This window comes from Pseudomonas sp. B6002 (genome assembly GCF_013385985.1).
In the GTDB taxonomy this organism is placed as follows: domain Bacteria; phylum Pseudomonadota; class Gammaproteobacteria; order Pseudomonadales; family Pseudomonadaceae; genus Aquipseudomonas.
Window position 1 is genome coordinate 78,177 of record NZ_JACAOY010000010.1, and the last position, 18,045, is coordinate 96,221.

The 18,045-nt window shown below is 62.0% G+C and carries 16 protein-coding genes; 8 read left to right on the forward strand and 8 right to left on the reverse strand.

The features are described 5' to 3' along the window. Positions 1 to 265 precede the first annotated feature (265 nt). From HX792_RS13880 to bioB, 6 genes are all read right to left on the reverse strand, one after another. The gene (locus HX792_RS13880) at positions 266 to 547 is read right to left on the reverse strand and encodes a pyrroloquinoline quinone biosynthesis protein PqqE (protein ID WP_176996637.1); all 282 of its coding nucleotides are present in this window, start codon (positions 545 to 547) and stop codon (positions 266 to 268) included. 106 nt (positions 548 to 653) lie between these two features. Then, positions 654 to 1,334, reverse strand: coding sequence for a dethiobiotin synthase (gene bioD / locus HX792_RS13885; protein WP_176996638.1), 681 nt, complete (start codon positions 1,332 to 1,334; stop codon positions 654 to 656). After that, a complete protein-coding gene (gene bioC / locus HX792_RS13890) occupies positions 1,331 to 2,143 on the reverse strand; it encodes a malonyl-ACP O-methyltransferase BioC (protein ID WP_176996639.1) in 813 nt (270 codons plus the stop codon). Before bioC ends, bioD begins: the two co-directional genes overlap by 4 nt. Then, entirely contained in the window at positions 2,136 to 2,867 is a 732-nt protein-coding gene (locus HX792_RS13895) for an alpha/beta fold hydrolase (protein ID WP_176996640.1), read from the reverse strand. The genes bioC and HX792_RS13895 overlap by 8 nt, the downstream gene beginning before the upstream one ends. Continuing rightward, positions 2,860 to 4,041, reverse strand: coding sequence for an 8-amino-7-oxononanoate synthase (gene bioF, locus HX792_RS13900; RefSeq protein WP_176996641.1), 1,182 nt, complete (start codon positions 4,039 to 4,041; stop codon positions 2,860 to 2,862). Before bioF ends, HX792_RS13895 begins: the two co-directional genes overlap by 8 nt. A gap of 156 nt (positions 4,042 to 4,197) precedes the next feature. Next, positions 4,198 to 5,253, reverse strand: coding sequence for a biotin synthase BioB (bioB, locus tag HX792_RS13905; protein WP_016974158.1), 1,056 nt, complete (start codon positions 5,251 to 5,253; stop codon positions 4,198 to 4,200). A 92-nt stretch (positions 5,254 to 5,345) separates the two neighbouring features. On the opposite strand from bioB, the gene HX792_RS13910 reads away from it, so the two are divergent. The 5 genes from HX792_RS13910 (at position 5,346) to rarD (ending at position 11,089) form a co-directional block, all read left to right on the forward strand. Then, positions 5,346 to 6,083, forward strand: a complete 738-nt coding sequence (locus tag HX792_RS13910; protein WP_176996642.1) for a ComF family protein — start codon at positions 5,346 to 5,348, stop codon at positions 6,081 to 6,083. A 57-nt stretch (positions 6,084 to 6,140) separates the two neighbouring features. Continuing rightward, on the forward strand, positions 6,141 to 6,905 hold the full coding sequence (locus tag HX792_RS13915) for a TOBE domain-containing protein (RefSeq protein ID WP_176996643.1): 765 nt from the start codon (positions 6,141 to 6,143) through the stop codon (positions 6,903 to 6,905). A gap of 80 nt (positions 6,906 to 6,985) precedes the next feature. Further along, positions 6,986 to 8,884, forward strand: coding sequence for a PhoX family phosphatase (locus HX792_RS13920; RefSeq protein WP_176996644.1), 1,899 nt, complete (start codon positions 6,986 to 6,988; stop codon positions 8,882 to 8,884). A gap of 171 nt (positions 8,885 to 9,055) precedes the next feature. Then, entirely contained in the window at positions 9,056 to 10,030 is a 975-nt protein-coding gene (locus HX792_RS13925; protein ID WP_176996645.1) for a serine/threonine protein kinase, read from the forward strand. 174 nt (positions 10,031 to 10,204) lie between these two features. Continuing rightward, on the forward strand, positions 10,205 to 11,089 hold the full coding sequence (rarD, locus tag HX792_RS13930) for an EamA family transporter RarD (RefSeq protein ID WP_176996646.1): 885 nt from the start codon (positions 10,205 to 10,207) through the stop codon (positions 11,087 to 11,089). Positions 11,090 to 11,312: 223 nt separating this feature from the next. Here the strand turns inward: rarD and HX792_RS13935 are convergent, their stop codons facing one another. Further along, positions 11,313 to 11,825, reverse strand: a complete 513-nt coding sequence (locus tag HX792_RS13935; RefSeq protein ID WP_176996647.1) for a glycine cleavage system protein R — start codon at positions 11,823 to 11,825, stop codon at positions 11,313 to 11,315. Positions 11,826 to 12,284: 459 nt separating this feature from the next. Here HX792_RS13935 and HX792_RS13940 point away from each other — a divergent pair, with 459 nt between their 5' ends. Then, positions 12,285 to 14,462 (forward strand): malate synthase G, encoded by a 2,178-nt coding sequence (locus HX792_RS13940; protein ID WP_176996648.1) that lies wholly within the window; start codon positions 12,285 to 12,287, stop codon positions 14,460 to 14,462. A gap of 170 nt (positions 14,463 to 14,632) precedes the next feature. Here HX792_RS13940 and HX792_RS13945 read toward each other — a convergent pair whose 3' ends face one another. Then, positions 14,633 to 15,079 (reverse strand): response regulator, encoded by a 447-nt coding sequence (locus tag HX792_RS13945; RefSeq protein ID WP_058426679.1) that lies wholly within the window; start codon positions 15,077 to 15,079, stop codon positions 14,633 to 14,635. A gap of 247 nt (positions 15,080 to 15,326) precedes the next feature. Between HX792_RS13945 and HX792_RS13950 the strand changes: the two genes are divergently transcribed. Both HX792_RS13950 and HX792_RS13955 read left to right on the forward strand, forming a co-directional pair. Beyond that, on the forward strand, positions 15,327 to 17,249 hold the full coding sequence (locus tag HX792_RS13950) for a putative nucleotidyltransferase substrate binding domain-containing protein (protein ID WP_176996898.1): 1,923 nt from the start codon (positions 15,327 to 15,329) through the stop codon (positions 17,247 to 17,249). Continuing rightward, positions 17,246 to 17,953, forward strand: a complete 708-nt coding sequence (locus HX792_RS13955) for a 3'-5' exonuclease (RefSeq protein WP_176996649.1) — start codon at positions 17,246 to 17,248, stop codon at positions 17,951 to 17,953. The genes HX792_RS13950 and HX792_RS13955 overlap by 4 nt, the downstream gene beginning before the upstream one ends. Positions 17,954 to 18,045: the final 92 nt, after the last annotated feature.

Here is an 18,045-nt window from a genome sequence, read left to right on the forward strand (position 1 = left end):
GGCGGTCAAACAGGTGTTTGAAACATACGTTTACGACCTGGGGATGTCAAGCGTCGTCCGGGCGCCGTTTGTCATGACATGAATCAAACGCGCACACGTCGACGTCTGCGACGAGTTGCCACAGTAAGATTAGGAGAAATAAAGAATCATGTAGGAGCCGGCTTGCCGGCGATGCAGACGCTGCGCAGTATCAGGAAAACCAAGTAGAAGCTATCGCAGGCAAGCCAGCTCCCACAGGAGAGCCGGCATGTCTGAAGAGAGGGGATTAAGCGTAGGTATCGATCAAGGTGCCGAGCATTTCATCCGAAGCTTTGGCGACTTTGGCGCCCAGCTCCACTTGAAACTTGCCCTGGGCCAGTTCGACCATGTTGCTCGCCGAGTTGGTAGGCTGGGCACGATCGTTGGCTTGCAGACGGTCACTTTGCGCATCCGAGGGCTGGGTCGTCGCGGCGCTGGCAATTTTGCCGGCGGCTTGGTCGACACGGTTCTGCCCGGTCTGAATGCTGCTCAGGCCCGAATAAAACGCGCTGCTTCCAGAGATTTCCATGGCGTAAGCCTGCCTTTAGAGAATCGTGAACCTGAATTGAAGCAGAGATCCCGGCAAAACGCCCGTCAAAAACACTAATGGCATAATGCCTTCGCGATAGCCAAAATCAGTCAAGCAGGTCCAGTTCCAGGTATTCGGCCACCGCTTCAGCCCCGGCGTGCTTGAGTTTCGGCACACGGCCCAGGCAGGGTGCCGGCAACCTTTCGGCGAGGGTGGCGAGGTTTTCTTCCAGACGAGAGGTCTTGGGGTCGATGATATTCGCCACCCATCCGGCCAGCGGCAAACCGTCCCGCGCAATGGCCTCGGCCGTGAGCAACGCATGGCTGATGCAGCCCAGGCGCACGCCCACCACCAGGATGACGGGCAGTTTGAGCGCCATGGCCAGGTCCGACAGGTTGCTCTGGTCGGCCAACGGCACGCGCCAGCCGCCCGCGCCTTCGATCAAGGTGAAGTCCGCGTGTTTGGCGAGGATGTGCTGCATGGGCTTGAGTAGCGATTGCACCGTGAGCGCCACGCCTGCTTCACGCGCCGCCAGGTGTGGCGCGATGGCCGGTTCGAACGCCACCGGGTTGACCTCGGCATAACTCAACGGCAACGAACACTCGGCCAGCAACGCCAGGGCATCGGCGTTGCGCAAACCTTTAGGCGTAACCTGGCAACCCGAGGCGACCGGCTTGCCGGCGGCAGTGCTTTTTCCCGCCAACCGCGCGGCGTGCAGCAGGCCTGCGGCGACCGTGGTCTTGCCGACATCGGTGTCGGTGCCGGTGATGAAATAAGCGGCGCTCATAGAGGTTTCTCCAGTACGGCGTACACCACCTGATAAGTGGCTGGCAGGCCCTGGGCCTGGCGGAACTGCTCGTAAGCGTTGACCAGTGCAACAATCCGAGCGCGGCCCGTCAACCCTCCCGGGCGGCCCGGGTTGAGGTTATGGGCGCCCAGCGCTTTCAATTCATGGGTCAGGCTGCGCACGTCCGGGTAATGCAGGACGTGGGGCTGGCGCTCCAGGCTGGCCACCCGCAGGCCGCTGGCCGCGCACAGCTGTTGATACGCCTCGAAGGTACGGAAACGGTTGACGTGAACCAGGCCATCCACCGCACGCCAGCTGTCACGCAGCTCGCCCAGGGTGCCCACGCACAGGCTCGCAAAAGCCAGTACGCCACCCGGCCGCAGCACGCGATAGGCCTCGCTGAGCACCGCGTCAAAGTTTGCGCACCACTGCACAGCCAGGCTGGAGAAGATCAGCCCGCAGCTTTCATCCTGCAGCGGCAAACGTTCGGCGTCACCGGCGATGAAATGTTCAGCACCGCCCAAAGGCCTGGCGTGGTTGAGCATGCCCTCGGCGATATCCAGCGCAACGCCCTGGCTGGCCGGCAGCCGTTCATTCAGCACACGGCTGAAATACCCCGTGCCACAGCCCATATCCAGCCAGCGTTGCGGCGCGATATCAGCCGGCAAACGCGCCAGCAATTCACCGCCCACCGCCCGCTGCAACTCGGCCACACTGTCGTAGCTGGCGGCCGCACGGGAGAACGACGCGGCGACCTGACGCTTGTCGGGCAAGGCGCCGGGCAATGAAGGGTGGGATAGATCAGTCATCGACGCACTCATGCAAAAAAGCCTGGATGGCCCCCGCTACACCGTGAGGGTCTTCCAGAAGAAAAGCGTGGCCGGCCTGTTCAATCAGGCCGATTTCGACATCAGGCAGCAGGGCCAGCAGGTCGCTGGCCGCTTCGGCCGGCACCAACCCGTCCAAGCCCGCAAACAGATGCATCTGCGGGCCACGGTAGGCAAGTAGCGCTTCACGGGTATCCAGTTGCGCCAGCAATTCAAGGCCCGGCATCAGCACACTGGAAGGCGAATTCGGCGCGCCGCTGACCAGCAAGCGCGACAGCCCACGCGGGTCCTCTGCGCCCTTGGCACACAACAGGCCGAAACGTTTGAGGGTGACTTGGGAATCGGCATGGCATCCGGCCAGAAACGCATCGAACGTTTCGGCGGGCATCGCGTTCGGCCAGCCTTCATGGGCGACAAAACACGGGTTGCTGGCCAGAGTCAGCAGGCCGCAGCAGCGCTCGCCGCGCCGTGCGGCCAGCTCGGAGGCGAGCATGCCACCCAGGGACCAGCCGCCCAGCCAGGCGTTGTCGGGCAGCGTGGCGTCAAGCTCGTCGAGCCATTCATCGAGGTCGCTGGTATCCAGCGCCGGCAGCGGCTCGATCTGCACCCGCAGGTGTTCGTCCAGGCCCTGCAAGGCGGCGGCCAGAGGCTCCAGCGGCGACACACCGAGGCCCCAGCCGGGCAGCAATATCAGTCGATCACGCATGGTCGGGCTCCGTGGCGCCTAACAAGCGGAAACACTCTTCCAATGCGCTTAACAATAGCTGCACCTGCGCCTCGGTGTGAGCCGCCGTCAACGTCACGCGCAAACGGGCGCTGCCAGCGGGCACGGTCGGTGGGCGGATGGCGGTCACCATCAAGCCACGCTCACGCAACATCTGCGACAGACGCACGGCCTTGGCACTGTCGCCGATCAGGATCGGCTGGATCGGCGTGAAGCTGTCCATCAAGTCCAGGCCAAGCTGTTCGCCCCCCTGGCGGAACTGGCGAATCAAACCATTGAGGTGCTCGCGCCGCCAGTGTTCGGTACGCAGCAGCTCAAGGCTTTTCAAGGTGGCGCAGGCCAGCGCCGGTGGCTGGCTGGTGGTGTAGATATACGGCCGGGCGAACTGGATGAGGCTTTCGATCAGCTCTTCACTGCCCGCCACAAACGCGCCTGCCGTACCGAATGCCTTGCCCAGGGTGCCAACCAATACCGGCACGTCTTCCTGGCTCAAGCCGAAGTGCTCGACGATCCCGCCGCCGGTGGCCCCCAGGGGGCCAAAACCGTGGGCGTCATCCACCATCAACCAGGCCCCTTTTGCGCGCGTTTCGCGGGCCAGCGCGGGCAAGTCGGCCAGGTCCCCGTCCATGCTGAACACGCCATCGGTGACCACCAGCGTATTGCCGGTGGCCTTCTCCAGGCGCTTGGCCAGGCTGCCGGCATCGTTGTGCAGGTAACGATTGAAACGCGCCCCGGAGAGCAAGCCGGCATCCAGCAAGGAGGCGTGGTTGAGGCGGTCTTCGAGCACGGTATCGCCCTGCCCTACCAACGCCGTGACTGCGCCGAGGTTGGCCATGTAGCCGGTGGTAAACAGCAAGGCGCGCGGGCGACCGGTAAGGTCAGCCAAGGCTTCTTCCAGTTCGTGGTGCGGCGTGGCGTGCCCGACCACCAGGTGCGAAGCACCACCGCCCACACCCCAGCGGGACGCACCGGCACGCCAGGCTTCGATCACGTGCGGGTGATTGGCCAGGCCTAGGTAGTCGTTGTTGCAGAACGCCAGCAGCGACTGGCCGTCCACCACCACTTCCGGGCCTTGGGGGCTGTCGAGCAGCGGGCGTTGACGATAAAGGTGTTCGGCACGGCGGGCAGCGAGGCGCGCGGCGAGATCAAAAGACATGCTGGCCTCGGATATATCTGAATGAAAACAGTCTCAATGTGGGAGCTGGCTTGCCTGCGATGACGGTGGCACATTCAGCATCAATGTGTCTGAAAGACCTCTATCGCAGGCAAGCCAGCTCCCACACTGGATTGCATTCCAATGGAGAGATAAGCGTCAAACCACCGCGTTGTAGAACTGCTCGCTGCTCTTCTGCTCCACCAGCGCCTGCTCAATCGCAGCCTGGTGCACTTCGTCAGCGTGCTCTTCACGCGCCTCCGGCAAGATCCCCAGGCGCGAGAACAGTTGCATGTCCTTGTCAGCCTGCGGGTTGGCGGTGGTCAGCAGTTTGTCGCCGTAGAAGATCGAGTTGGCGCCAGCAAAGAATGCCAGGGCCTGCATCTGCTCGTTCATCGCCTCGCGCCCCGCCGACAGGCGCACGTGGGACTGCGGCATCAGGATGCGCGCCACGGCCAGCATGCGGATGAAGTCGAACGGGTCGATGTCTTCGGCGTTTTCCAGCGGGGTACCGGCGACTTTCACCAGCATGTTGATCGGCACCGACTCCGGGTGCTCCGGCAAGTTGGCCAGCTGGATCAGCAGGTTGGCGCGGTCATCGAGGGACTCACCCATGCCGAGGATGCCGCCCGAGCAGATCTTCATCCCCGAATCACGCACGTAGGCCAGGGTTTGCAGGCGCTCGCTGTAGGTGCGAGTGGTGATGATGCTGCCGTAGAACTCCGGCGAGGTGTCCAGGTTGTGGTTGTAGTAGTCGAGGCCAGCCTGGGCCAGGGCTTCGGTCTGGTCCTGGTCGAGGCGGCCGAGGGTCATGCAGGTTTCCAGGCCCATCGCCTTCACGCCTTTGACCATCTGCAGCACGTAGGGCATGTCTTTGGCCGACGGGTGTTTCCACGCGGCGCCCATGCAGAAGCGGGTCGAACCGATGGCCTTGGCGCGGGCGGCCTCTTCGAGGACCTTCTGCACTTCCATCAGTTTTTCTTTTTCCAGGCCAGTGTTGTAGTGGCCCGACTGCGGACAATATTTGCAATCTTCCGGGCAGGCGCCCGTTTTGATCGACAACAGGGTCGACACCTGTACACGGTTGGCGTCGAAATGCGCGCGGTGCACGGTCTGCGCCTGGAACAACAGGTCGTTGAACGGCTGCACGAACAACGCTTTGACTTCGGCGAGGGACCAATCGTGACGCAGGGTGGCAGAGGTGCTGGCGCTCATGGGCGATTCCTTGATTATGCTTTGGCAAGCGCTGTGGGAAGGGCAATACCCACAGGCACGACACGGATGCTCGGCATATTTAAGGAAGATTCATGCACTGTCAACCAGACTGCAAACACCAGGTTTACATCTGGTCAATAAACAACCAAACCTGTTTAATCTGCGATGAAAGCACGGAATCCGCCGATCCTGTATGCAACGTCTGCGAAACGGAGCTGCCCTGGCTGATAGAGCAGTGCAGCGTGTGCGCCCTGCCGCTGCCAATGGATGGCCTGATCTGCGGCCAATGCCAGAAAAACCCACCGGCCTTTAAACAGGTGATCGCGCCCTGGACCTACAGTTTCCCGATCGACACCTTGATCAGCCGCTTCAAGCACCAGGCACGCTGGCCACTCGGGCACCTGTTGGGGCATTTGCTGGGGCGACATCTGCAACACCGCCTCGACAATGGCGAACTAACGCGCCCCGATTGCCTGCTGCCCGTGCCCATGGCGAACAAGCGCCTGCGTGAACGCGGCTTCAACCAGGCATTGATGCTGGCACGCTGGCTCAGCAGCGACCTGAATATCCCCCACGATGAACACCTGTTGTTACGCCCCCATGAAACCGTCGCGCAACAAGCCCTTAACGCCAGGACCCGCAAGCGCAACCTGCTCGGCGCCTTTGCCCTGGCGCCTGATGCGCAAGTACAGGGCCGTCACTTTGCACTGGTGGACGACGTGCTCACCACCGGCGCCACTGCCCACAGCCTGGCCCGGTTGCTGATGAACGCGGGAGCCCGTGCAGTCGATGTCTATTGCCTGGCCCGCACGCCAAAACCAGGCCCCTGACTTGACTCCACCGCCCGGCGCCTGCAACGTCCGCTCATCTCACCACAGCGTATCCCCATGTCTTTGCCCACTTCCCTCAGCCAACACATCATTCGTCGCCCCCAGCGTATCGCCCTGCTGGCGCACATCGCCGAACAAGGCTCGATCACCCGCGCCGCCAAAAGCGCCGGCTTGAGCTACAAGGCCGCGTGGGACGCCATCGACGAGCTGAACAATCTGGCGCAAAAGCCATTGGTCGAACGCAGCGTCGGTGGCAAAGGCGGGGGTGGCGCCAGGTTGACGGTCGAAGGTGAGCGCGTGTTGCGCCTCTACCAACGCCTGCAAGTGTTGCAGGCCGAAATACTGGGCTCAGATGAAGATGCCAGCGACTTCAACCTGCTGGGCCGCTTGATGCTGCGCACCAGTGCGCGCAACCAGTTGCATGGCCAGGTGATCGCCATCGACAGCCATGGCCGCAATGACCTGATCCGCCTGCAATTGGCGGGCGACCTGAGCCTGGATGCCCAGATCACCCATGACAGCACGCACCGGCTGGAACTGGAGCCGGGTGTGGAAGTGGTCGCGTTGATCAAGGCCGGCTGGCTGGAACTGCTCGCCCCGGGGCAGCCTGCAACACCTGGACACAATTGCATGAGCGGCATTATCGAGACGATTCTCGACGCCGATGACGGCCCCAGCGAGGTCCGCATCACCCTGCCCAACGGCCAGGTTTTATGCGCCCTGGCGCAGCCTGCCGCGCTCACGGCACTCGGTGCGGCAGAAGGCCAGCCGATTCAGGTGCAATTCGCCCCCAGTCACGTGTTGCTCGGTACGCCGGTGTAGCCGGCCGGCCGACTTCAAAACGCAACAATTTCGTCACAAGCGCTCCTTAAGGTGTCTGCAAAAACCGCAGGGAGCCTGAAATGAGCCTATTAGAAGAAAACCAAGCCACCGACCTGGAACAGATGGTCGGCCTCACCCGCCGCCGCTTTATCGGCGCCGGCGCCCTGTGCGGGGCCGCGATGTTCCTGGGGGGCAACCTGCTGACCCGCAGCGCCATGGCCGTGAACGCAGCCACCGCCAGCCCGCTGCTGGGCTTCACCAGCATCGGCGCCGCCACCAGCGACGCCATCACCTTGCCGCCCGGCTACAGCGCCTCGGTGCTGATCAGTTGGGGCCAGCCATTGAGCAAGGGCGCCCCGGCCTTCGACCCGTCCGGCAACGGCACGGCAGCGGCCCAGGAGCAGCAATTCGGCGACAACAACGACGGCATGAGCCTGTTCGCCTTCCCGGGCGACGACAACCGCGCGCTCATGGCCATCAACAATGAATACACCAACTACCGCTACCTCTATGCCCACGGCGGCGCGCCGCAGTCGGCCGAAGACGTGCGCAAGGCCCTGGCCAGCGAAGGCGTGTCGGTGATCGAAGTACGCCGCAAGGGCGACACCTGGCAGTTCGTCCAGGACTCGCGCTACAACCGCCGCATTCACGGCAACTCGCCGATCCGCCTCAGCGGCCCGGCCGCCGGCCACGACTGGCTCAAGACCGGCGCCGACAAATCCGGCAAGAAAGCCCTGGGCACTTTCCAGAACTGCGCCAACGGCAAGACCCCGTGGGGCACTTACCTGACGTGCGAAGAGAACTTCACCGACTGCTTTGGCAGCAGCAACCCACAACAGGCGTTCGATGCCGGGCAAAAACGCTACGGCGTGGTCGCCGCCAGCAAAGACATCAACTGGCACCCACACGACCCGCGTTTTGACCTGGCCAAGAACCCCAACGAACTGAACCGCCATGGCTGGGTCGTGGAAATCGACCCGTTCGACCCCAAGTCCACACCGGTCAAACGCACCGCCCTGGGCCGCTTCAAACATGAAAACGCCGCGCTGGCCGAAACCCGCGACGGTCGCGCTGTGGTGTACATGGGCGACGATGAACGCGGCGAGTTCATCTACAAGTTCATCAGCCGCGACAAGATCAACCACAAGAACCCCAAGGCCAACAAAGACCTGCTCGACCACGGCACCTTGTACGTGGCGATCTTCGATGCCGGCGACGGCAACGCCGACCACCCCAAGGGCAAGGGCCAATGGGTGGAGCTGACCCACGGCAAAAATGGCATTGATGCCAGCAGCGGTTTTGCCAGCCAGGCCGAGGTGTTGATCCACGCACGCCTGGCCGCCAGCGTGGTGAAAGCCACACGCATGGACCGCCCGGAATGGATCGTGGTGAGCCCCAAGGACGGCCAGGTTTATTGCACCCTGACCAACAACGCCAAGCGCGGCGAAGAAGGCCAGCCGGTAGGCGGCCCCAACCCACGGGAGAAAAACGTTTACGGCCAGATCCTGCGCTGGAAGGCTGATGCCGATAACCACGGCGCCACAGCATTCACCTGGGATCTGTTTGTGGTGGCCGGCAACCCGGGCGTGCATGCCGGCACGCCGAAGGGCGGCTCGTCCAACATCAACCCGCAGAACATGTTCAACAGCCCCGATGGCCTGGGTTTCGACAAAGCCGGCCGCCTGTGGATCCTAACGGATGGCGACTACAGCAACGCCGGCGACTTCGCCGGCATGGGCAACAACCAGATGCTGTGTGCCGACCCGAGCACTGGGGAAATCCGCCGCTTCATGGTAGGGCCGGTGGCCTGTGAGGTGACGGGCATCAGCTTCTCGCCGGATCAGAAGACGTTGTTTGTGGGGATCCAGCACCCGGGCGAAACCGGTGGCTCAACCTGGCCGGAGCATTTGCCGAATGGCAAGCCGCGCTCGTCGGTGATAGCGATTCGACGGGATGACGGCGGGATCGTCGGCGCCTGATAGGGCCTCATCGCAGGCAAGCCAGCTCCCACAGTGGACCGCGCTCTCATGTTGGAACTCGGTCGAATGTAGGAGCTGGCTTGCCTGCGAAGGCGTCCGCACAACCACCACCTATCGATGCTGTTACCATACCCGGCCGGACGCGGCGCCCTGCTGCGCGCAGGAGTTCGCATGGCCCACCCGTTTGAAACACTCACCCCCGACCTGGTGCTCGATGCTGTCGAAAGCATCGGCTTTCTCAGCGACGCCCGCGTTCTGGCGCTCAACAGCTACGAAAACCGCGTCTACCAGGTGGGCATCGAAGATTCCGAACCGCTGATCGCCAAGTTCTACCGGCCCCAGCGCTGGACCAACGAGGCGATCCTGGAAGAACACCGTTTCACCTTCGAACTGGCCGAATGCGAAGTGCCAGTGGTCGCGCCGCTGATCCACAACGGTGAAAGCCTGTTCGAACACGCGGGTTTCCGCTTCACCCTGTTCCCCCGCCGTGGCGGCCGTGCGCCGGAGCCGGGCAATCTCGACCAGCTGTATCGTCTTGGGCAATTGCTCGGGCGCCTGCATGCGGTGGGCTCCACCCGTCCGTTTGAACACCGCGAAGCCCTGGGTGTGAAGAACTTCGGCCAGGACTCCCTGACCACCCTGCTGGAAGGCAACTTCATTCCCAAGAGCCTGCTGCCGGCCTACGAGTCCGTGGCCCGCGACCTGCTCAAGCGTGTGGAAGAGATGTACAAGGCCACGCCGCACAAGAACATCCGCATGCACGGCGATTGCCACCCCGGCAACATGATGTGCCGTGACGAGATGTTCCACATCGTCGACCTCGACGACTGCCGCATGGGCCCGGCGGTGCAGGACCTGTGGATGATGCTCGCCGGCGACCGTCAGGAATGCCTGGGGCAGTTGTCGGAATTGATGGACGGTTACCAGGAATTTCACGATTTCGACCCGCGTGAGCTGGCCCTGATCGAGCCCCTGCGCGCCCTGCGTCTGATGCACTACAGCGCGTGGCTGGCGCGGCGCTGGGACGACCCGGCGTTCCCCCACAGCTTCCCGTGGTTTGGCAGCGAACGCTATTGGGGCGACCAAGTGCTGGCCCTGCGCGAACAACTGTCGGCCCTCAACGAAGAGCCCCTGAAACTCTTCTGATCGCACATTCCCCTGTAGGAGCCGGCTTGCCGGCGATAGCATCACCACGGTCCGGCAGACAAACCGAGGCGCCTGCATCTCAGGCGAGCCAGCTCCCACAGAAAAGCGGGTCCCACTGGCAGACAAATATCCTTACAATCGCGCTTTGTTAGCTGCCTAAGCAAGGATTCTGCAATGCAACCCGCCAACCCCCGCAAGGGGTACATCCTGGGCCTGAGCGCCTATGTCATCTGGGGTCTGTTCCCGATCTACTTCAAAGCCATCGCCAGCGTGCCCGCCGCCGAAATCATCGTGCACCGGGTGCTGTGGTCGGCGTTGTTCGGTGGTTTGTTGCTGCTGGTGTGGAAACACCCGGGTTGGTTGCGCGAACTGCTCGACAACCCCAAGCGCTTAGCCATCCTGGCACTCAGTGGGTCATTGATTGCGGGCAACTGGCTGACGTATGTGTGGTCGGTGAACAGCGGGCGCATGCTGGAAGCAAGCTTGGGTTACTACATCAACCCATTGGTGAATGTACTGCTCGGTATGCTGCTGCTCGGTGAACGCCTGCGCCGCCTGCAATGGGTTGCTGTCGGCCTGGCGGCGGTGGGCGTGGCGCAACAGGTGTGGCAGGTGGGCAGCCTGCCCTGGGTGTCGCTGGTGCTGGCGCTGACGTTCGGGTTCTACGGGCTGATCCGCAAACAGGCACCGGTCAAGGCGCTGCCGGGGCTGGTGGTGGAAACCTGGATGCTGGTGCCGATCGCCGTGGCCTGGCTGCTGTTCAACCCGACCGCTCACAGCGCACAACTGGCGTTCTGGAGCACCTCCGAAGCCTGGTGGCTGGTGGCCGCAGGCCCGGTGACGCTGATCCCGCTGGTGTGTTTCAACGCCGCCGCACGGCATTTGCCCTACACCGCCCTGGGCTTTTTGCAGTACGTCGCACCGACGTTGGTGCTGCTGGAAGCCGTGCTGCTGTTTGGCGAACACCTGGCGTCGAGCACGTTGATTGCCTTCGCCTTTATCTGGGCCGGCCTGGTGGTGTACAGCCTGGACGCCTGGCTGACCGTGCGCAAACGCTGATCAAATAACGTACAAAACTCTGCAAGCCACAGCGGGCGTGGCTTGCAGGCATCCACCCCAAGGTTATCCACAACCTGATCCCCGCCATTTGTGCACAAGCCTTTGAAACTGCTCGTTTTTTGCTCAACGGGCAAAGAAGCCCGGCCGGCGTGGCCTGGCGTCGGGTCTCTACAGGTTATCCACAGGCCCATGCAAGATTTCCATGCATAACCTTGTGGATGGATTATTCCTCGTGGTGCAGTTCAACCATCAAATCATCGGCCAGGGTTTCAAGGGACAACTGCAAGGTGTCCAGGGATAACGCGGCCGGTACCTGCAAGACGGCCTCGGCGGTAAACAATGGATCGCCGCTCATGGGCGCCGGGCGCACATCGGTGCTCAGGCTTTCCAGGTTTACGCCCTGCTTGCTCAGCAGCGCGGTGATCTCACGCACGATGCCCGAACGGTCATTGCCCACCAGCGTCATCATGATCGACTTGGACGCCGACGCCTGGCCGCTGCTGCCCTCGCCCACCAGCACACGAATGCCGTGGGTGGATAAGTCTTCCAGCGCGCCCACCAAGGCTTGACGGTTTTCTGCGGGAACGCTAACCCGCAGGATCCCGGCAAACTGCCCCGCCATATGCGCCATGCGGCTTTCCAGCCAGTTGCCACCGTGGGCGGCGATGTTCTGCGCGACGCGCTCGACCAGGCCGGGTTTGTCGGCGGCAATAATTGTGAGTACAAGATGGTCCATGGCGAAAATCCTCAGAGGCTTTGTTGTTCTGCAGGAGCCGGCTTGCCGGCGATAGCGGCCTGATCATCGCCGCAAGGCCCGAGGGCCTCATCCCTACAAAGTGGACGCACAGGTCCATGAAAACAAATCGTGTACCATTTTTATATTTATCTGGAACAATCCAGTAGTTTTTTGAGAACATCCCGTTCCCCACTGTGACCGAATGTCACAGGTGGGTCGCTAAACGACGTATTTGGTCTGATTTTCACAACCGCAAGTCATCATGTAGTATGCCCAATCGCGCACTACATAACGTTAGGTCGATGTCTGCCAAGGCACCAACGCACCGCGATAACCCGCCAGCCCAGCCGCCTGAACGGCATGTACTGGGGGATCGGGTTCGTGGTTTAAATGGCCAGAGGCTTCATTGGTAAATTGAAAAGCTGAAAAGCGCATAAGCTCCGAAGAGTGAGGCAAGAGATGACTGAACACGTTCAAGTCGGTGGCCTGCAGGTCGCCAAAGTCCTGTTCGACTTCGTGAACAACGAAGCCATTCCCGGTACCGGCATCACTGCCGAGCAGTTCTGGGCCGGCGCCGACAAGGTCATCCACGACCTGGCACCGAAGAACAAAGCCCTACTCGCCAAACGCGACGATTTCCAGGCGCGGATCGATACCTGGCACCAGACCCACGCCGGCCAGGCCCACGATCCGGTGGCCTACAAAGCCTTCCTGCAAGACATCGGATACCTGCTGCCAGAAGCCGCAGACTTCCAGGCCACGACCCAAAACGTCGATGACGAAATCGCCCGTATGGCCGGCCCACAGCTGGTCGTACCGGTGATGAATGCACGTTTCGCCCTCAACGCCTCCAATGCGCGCTGGGGCTCGCTGTATGACGCGCTGTATGGCACCGACGCCATCAGCGAAGCCAATGGTGCCGAAAAGGGCCAGGGCTACAACAAAGTGCGTGGGGACAAGGTCATCGCCTTCGCCCGCGCCTTCCTCGACGAAGCCGCACCGCTCACTGCCGGCAGCCACGTCGACTCCACTGGCTACAAGATCGTTGATGGCAAGCTGGTTGTCAGCCTCAAGGGCGGCAGCAACAGCGGCCTGCGTGACGACGCGCAACTGATTGGCTACCACGGCGACACCGCCCAGCCGACCGCCATCCTGCTCAAGCACAACGGCCTGCACTTCGAAATCCAGATCGACGCCAGCACCCCGGTCGGCCAGACCGACGCCGCCGGCGTCAAAGACGTGCTGATGGAAGCCGCGCTGACCACCATCATGGACTGCGAAGACTCCGTGGCCGCCGTCGATGCCGACGACAAAGTGGTGATCTACCGCAACTGGCTCGGCCTGATGAAAGGCGACCTGGCCGAAGAAGTGGCCAAGGGCGGCAAGACCTTCACCCGCACCATGAACCCTGACCGCGTCTACAACGGCGTGAACGGCCAGGACGTGACCTTGCACGGCCGTTCGCTGTTGTTCGTGCGCAACGTTGGCCACTTGATGACCATCGACGCGATCCTCGACAAAGACGGCAACGAAGTGCCAGAAGGCATTCTTGACGGCCTGGTCACCAGCCTGGCGGCGATTCACAGCCTCAATGGCACCAGCAGCCGCAAGAACAGCCGCACCGGTTCGGTGTACATCGTGAAGCCGAAGATGCATGGCCCGGAAGAAGCTGCGTTCACCAACGAGCTGTTCGGCCGCATCGAAGACGTGCTGAACCTGCCGCGCAATACGCTGAAAGTCGGGATCATGGACGAGGAACGCCGCACCACGGTCAACCTCAAGGCCTGCATCAAGGCGGCCAGCGAGCGCGTGGTGTTCATCAACACCGGCTTCCTCGACCGCACCGGCGACGAAATCCACACCTCCATGGAAGCCGGCGCGATGGTGCGCAAGGCAGCGATGAAGGCCGAGAAATGGATCGGTGCCTACGAAAACTGGAACGTCGATATCGGCCTGAGCACCGGCCTGCAAGGTCGCGCCCAGATCGGTAAAGGCATGTGGGCCATGCCCGACCTGATGGCATCGATGCTCGAACAGAAAATCGCCCACCCATTGGCCGGCGCCAACACCGCTTGGGTACCGTCGCCTACCGCGGCTGCACTGCACGCGTTGCACTACCACAAGGTCGATGTGTTCGCCCGCCAGGCCGAACTGGCCAAACGCGAGCGTGCGTCGGTGGACGATATCCTGACCATTCCTCTGGCCAGCAACACCGATTGGTCCGACGAAGAAATCCGCAACGAGCTGGACAACAACGCCCAGGGCATCCTGGGTTATGTGGTCCGTTGGATCGACCAGGGTGTCGGTTGCTCGAAAGTGCCGGACATCAACGATGTGGGCCTGATGGAAGACCGCGCCACCCTGCGCATCTCCAGCCAGCACATCGCCAACTGGCTGCGCCACGGCATCGTCAACGAAGCCCAAGTCATGGAAAGCCTCAAGCGCATGGCGCCGGTGGTGGACCGTCAGAATGCCGGGGACGCGTTGTATCGCCCGCTGGCGCCGGACTTCGACAGCAACATCGCGTTCCAGGCAGCGGTGGAGCTAGTGATTGAAGGCACCAAGCAGCCAAACGGGTATACCGAGCCGGTGTTGCACCGTCGGCGCCGGGAGTTCAAGGCTAAAAACGGCCTGTAAATGAAAAAGCCCCGATCGAAAGATCGGGGCTTTTTTTGAGTGTTGTGGTGACTGTGGCGGCCTCATCGCAGGCAAGCCAGCTCCCACAGGTGATCGCGTATGTCTGTAGGTACTCGGTCAAATGTGGGAGCTGGCTTGCCTGCGATAGGACCCGCCCAGTCACCACAAATTCAGGAAGCCATCCCCAGTTCCCGCTTCACCATCTTCGCCAACTTCACGCTATCGATCGGCTTGAGCAAAAAGTCCACCACGCTCAAATGCATCGCATCGATCACATCCGGCGCTTCGGCGTCCCCCGACATGATGATGATCGGCAACGCCGCCCGCGTGGATTCACGTACCTGCCGAATCAATTCCAGGCCATTGCTGGGTGCCATGCGCAGGTCGGTGATGAGCAAACCGATGGAGCTGCTCGACTTCAGCAAGTCCCACGCCGCCTCGCCGCTGTCGGCGGTCATGCAGCGAATGCCGTCCAGCCCAAGGATTTCCGCCAGCAGTTCACGTGCGTCCTTGTCGTCGTCGACAATCAACACCCGTTGCGGCGGTAAATCAGGCTCCAGCATCACGGCGCTCAGCGCCTCGCGCTCGGCATCACTCAAAATATCGTGGTCGGACATACGGTTCTCAGCAGTTCTCATCAATCTCCCAGCACACTCGTCAGACATCTGCGGAAGGGCGATCAATGTGCACTTCGTCGGAAAGTTTGCCTAGTGGGCGTTCTACGGGTTTTGGACGATAGTCATGTAAGGTTTTTCCCTAGTCGTGAGTGGTTTTACCAGTACCTAGACTTACGTCCAATGGGCACCCGCTGCGCAGGAGTCGACCATGCCTGACGATAACGACAAAAAAACTGCGGTCACTGTTATGAGTAAAGCTGATGCTTTCACGCAGGCGGGGAAAACCGCCGTGTTGCAGAACATCCACGGCACCCTGCAATTCCTGCAACGTTTCCCACCGTTCAACCAGATGGAACACGCGCACCTGGCGTTCCTGGTGGAACAGTGCCAATTACGCTTCTACGGCCCCGGCGATAGCATCCTCAAGCCCTCGGGTGGCCCTGTGGAACACTTCTATATCGTCAAGCAGGGCCGAGTCGTCGGCGAGCGGCCGGACTCCACCGAAACCACCTTTGAAATCACCACCGGCGAGTGCTTCCCGCTGGCCGCCTTGCTGGGTGAGCGGGCGACCCGCACCGAGCACAAGGCCGCCGAAGACACCTTCTGCCTGCAACTGAACAAGCCCGCGTTCATCAAGCTGTTCGCGCTTTCCAGCCCGTTTCGTGACTTTGCCCTGCGCGGCGTCAGCAGCCTGCTCGACCAGGTCAACCAGCAGGTCCAGCAAAAAGCCGTGGAAACCCTCGGCACCCAATACTCGCTGAACACGCGCCTGGGCGAATTGGCCATGCGTCATCCGGTCACCTGCAGCCCGAATACACCGCTGCGCGAGGCGGTGACGCTGATGCATGAGCAGCAAGTGGGCAGCATCGTGATCGTCGATGAGCACAAGGCCCCCCTCGGCATCTTTACCCTGCGCGACCTACGCCAGGTGGTGGCCGATGGCACCAGTGATTTCAATCAGGTCATTGAAGGTCATATGACCCAGGCGCCGTTCTTCTTGACGCCGGACCACAGCGCGTTCGACGCGGCGATCGCCATGACCGAGCGGCATATCGCCCACGTGTGCCTGGTCAAGGACCAGCGCTTGTGCGGCGTGGTGTCCGAGCGCGACCTGTTTTCCCTGCAACGCGTCGACCTGGTGCACCTGGCCCGCACCATCCGCAATGCGCCCCGGGTGGAGCACCTGGTGGCGATTCGCGGTGAAATCGGCCAATTGGTCGAACGCATGCTGGCCCACGGCGCGTCGTCCACCCAGATCACCCACATCATTACGCTGCTCAACGATCACACGGTGTGCCGGGTGATCGAGCTGACCCTCGCCGAAAAAGGCGACCCCGGCGTGCCGTTCAGTTGGTTGTGTTTCGGCAGCGAAGGCCGTCGCGAACAGACGCTGTTCACCGACCAGGACAACGGCATTCTGTTCGACGCCAAGGACGCGGCCGAAGCGGCGGCGATCCGTGGGCGACTGTTGCCGCTGGCCCAGCAGATCAACCAGAGCCTGGCGCTGTGCGGGTTCAGTCTGTGCAAGGGCAATATCATGGCCGGCAACCCCGAGCTTTGCCTGTCGCGGGCAGAATGGGCGCGGCGTTTTGCGGCTTTTATACGTGAGGCGACACCGGAGAACCTGTTGGGCTCGAGTATCTATTTCGACCTGCGAGTGGTGTGGGGCGATGAGCGCGGCTGCGAGCAACTGCGCAAAGGCATTCTTGATCAGGTGGCGGATAACCGCTTGTTCCAGCGCATGCTGGCCGAAAACGCCCTGCGCCATCGCCCGCCCGTGGGGCGTTTCCGTGAGTTTGTGCTGACGCGCAAAGGCGGTGAGAAAGCCACCCTGGACCTCAAGGTCCAAGGCCTCACGCCCTTTGTCGACGGTGCACGCCTGCTGGCCCTGGCCAATGGCATCCACGCCAATAACACGCTGGAACGCCTGCGCCAACTGGTAGCCAGGGAAGTGATCGAGCCCCTGGATGGCGCCGCCTATGAAGAGGCGTATCACTTCATCCAGCAGACCCGCATGCAACAGCATCAGTTGCAGACCCGCGAGAACCAGCCGTACTCCAACCGCGTCGACCCCGACAGCCTCAACCACCTGGACCGGCGCATCCTGCGTGAATCCCTGCGCCAGGCCCAACGCCTGCAAACCAGCCTGACCTTGCGGTATCAGCTGTGAGGCTGTTCGACTGGTTGCGCCCGAAAAAGCCAGGGCTTGATGCAACGCAACAACTGCGTGTGGCCCAACTGCCTCCGGCTGGCGCATTAGGTGACGGCGCACTACACAGCCAGCGCTGGGTCGTGGTGGACCTGGAAACCAGCGGGCTGAACCTCAACCGAGACCAGGTGCTGTCCATCGGCGCGGTGGTGATCGAGGACGGCGCCGTGGACTTCTCGCAGATGTTCGAACGCACCCTGCAACGGGCCGAGACCAAACTCAGCCCCAGCGTGCTGATCCATGGCCTGGGCCCCAGCGCCATCGCCGCCGGCAGCGACCCGGTGGAGGCGCTGCTGGATTTCATGGAGTTTGTGGGTGACAGCCCGTTGCTGGCGTTTCATGCGCCATTCGATCAACACATGCTCTGCCGGGCACTCAAGGACAGCCTGGGTTACCGCCTGACGCACCCGTTTCTCGACGTGGCCGACCTCGCCCCGCTGCTGTGCCCTGACGCGAATATCCGTGAAGCCGGGCTCGATGATTGGACCCGGCACTTCAAGCTGCACGTGGGCGAACGCCATCACGCCAGTGCCGATGCCTTGGCCACGGCCGAGCTGATGCTCATCCTGTTTAGCCGCGCGCGCCAACAACACATCGACACACCGCAGGCCTTGCAAGAGCGTTTGAGTCAATGGAAACGGCGCAAGCAAGCGCCATCGTTTTAATAGCATTGCCCGACAGACGCCAATTGCGCACGTCCGACGCCTCTGACACAATCGCGAATAATTCTCGTTAGTTTAAACCTCTTGTTTATTCG

What these genes read in the sequence shown, in the direction of transcription:
- HX792_RS13920 (WP_176996644.1), top strand. Translation starts at nt 6,986, where the DNA reads ATGAGCCTATTAGAAGAAAACCAAGCCACCGACCTGGAACAGATGGTC.
- HX792_RS13935 (WP_176996647.1), bottom strand. Translation starts at nt 11,825, where the DNA reads ATGGACCATCTTGTACTCACAATTATTGCCGCCGACAAACCCGGCCTG.
- HX792_RS13925 (WP_176996645.1), top strand. Translation starts at nt 9,056, where the DNA reads ATGGCCCACCCGTTTGAAACACTCACCCCCGACCTGGTGCTCGATGCT.
- HX792_RS13910 (WP_176996642.1), top strand. Translation starts at nt 5,346, where the DNA reads ATGCACTGTCAACCAGACTGCAAACACCAGGTTTACATCTGGTCAATA.
- HX792_RS13895 (WP_176996640.1), bottom strand. Translation starts at nt 2,867, where the DNA reads ATGCGTGATCGACTGATATTGCTGCCCGGCTGGGGCCTCGGTGTGTCG.
- HX792_RS13950 (WP_176996898.1), top strand. Translation starts at nt 15,327, where the DNA reads ATGAGTAAAGCTGATGCTTTCACGCAGGCGGGGAAAACCGCCGTGTTG.
- bioC (WP_176996639.1), bottom strand. Translation starts at nt 2,143, where the DNA reads ATGACTGATCTATCCCACCCTTCATTGCCCGGCGCCTTGCCCGACAAG.
- HX792_RS13940 (WP_176996648.1), top strand. Translation starts at nt 12,285, where the DNA reads ATGACTGAACACGTTCAAGTCGGTGGCCTGCAGGTCGCCAAAGTCCTG.
- bioF (WP_176996641.1), bottom strand. Translation starts at nt 4,041, where the DNA reads ATGTCTTTTGATCTCGCCGCGCGCCTCGCTGCCCGCCGTGCCGAACAC.
- HX792_RS13945 (WP_058426679.1), bottom strand. Translation starts at nt 15,079, where the DNA reads ATGTCCGACCACGATATTTTGAGTGATGCCGAGCGCGAGGCGCTGAGC.
- rarD (WP_176996646.1), top strand. Translation starts at nt 10,205, where the DNA reads ATGCAACCCGCCAACCCCCGCAAGGGGTACATCCTGGGCCTGAGCGCC.
- bioD (WP_176996638.1), bottom strand. Translation starts at nt 1,334, where the DNA reads ATGAGCGCCGCTTATTTCATCACCGGCACCGACACCGATGTCGGCAAG.
- bioB (WP_016974158.1), bottom strand. Translation starts at nt 5,253, where the DNA reads ATGAGCGCCAGCACCTCTGCCACCCTGCGTCACGATTGGTCCCTCGCC.
- HX792_RS13880 (WP_176996637.1), bottom strand. Translation starts at nt 547, where the DNA reads ATGGAAATCTCTGGAAGCAGCGCGTTTTATTCGGGCCTGAGCAGCATT.
- HX792_RS13915 (WP_176996643.1), top strand. Translation starts at nt 6,141, where the DNA reads ATGTCTTTGCCCACTTCCCTCAGCCAACACATCATTCGTCGCCCCCAG.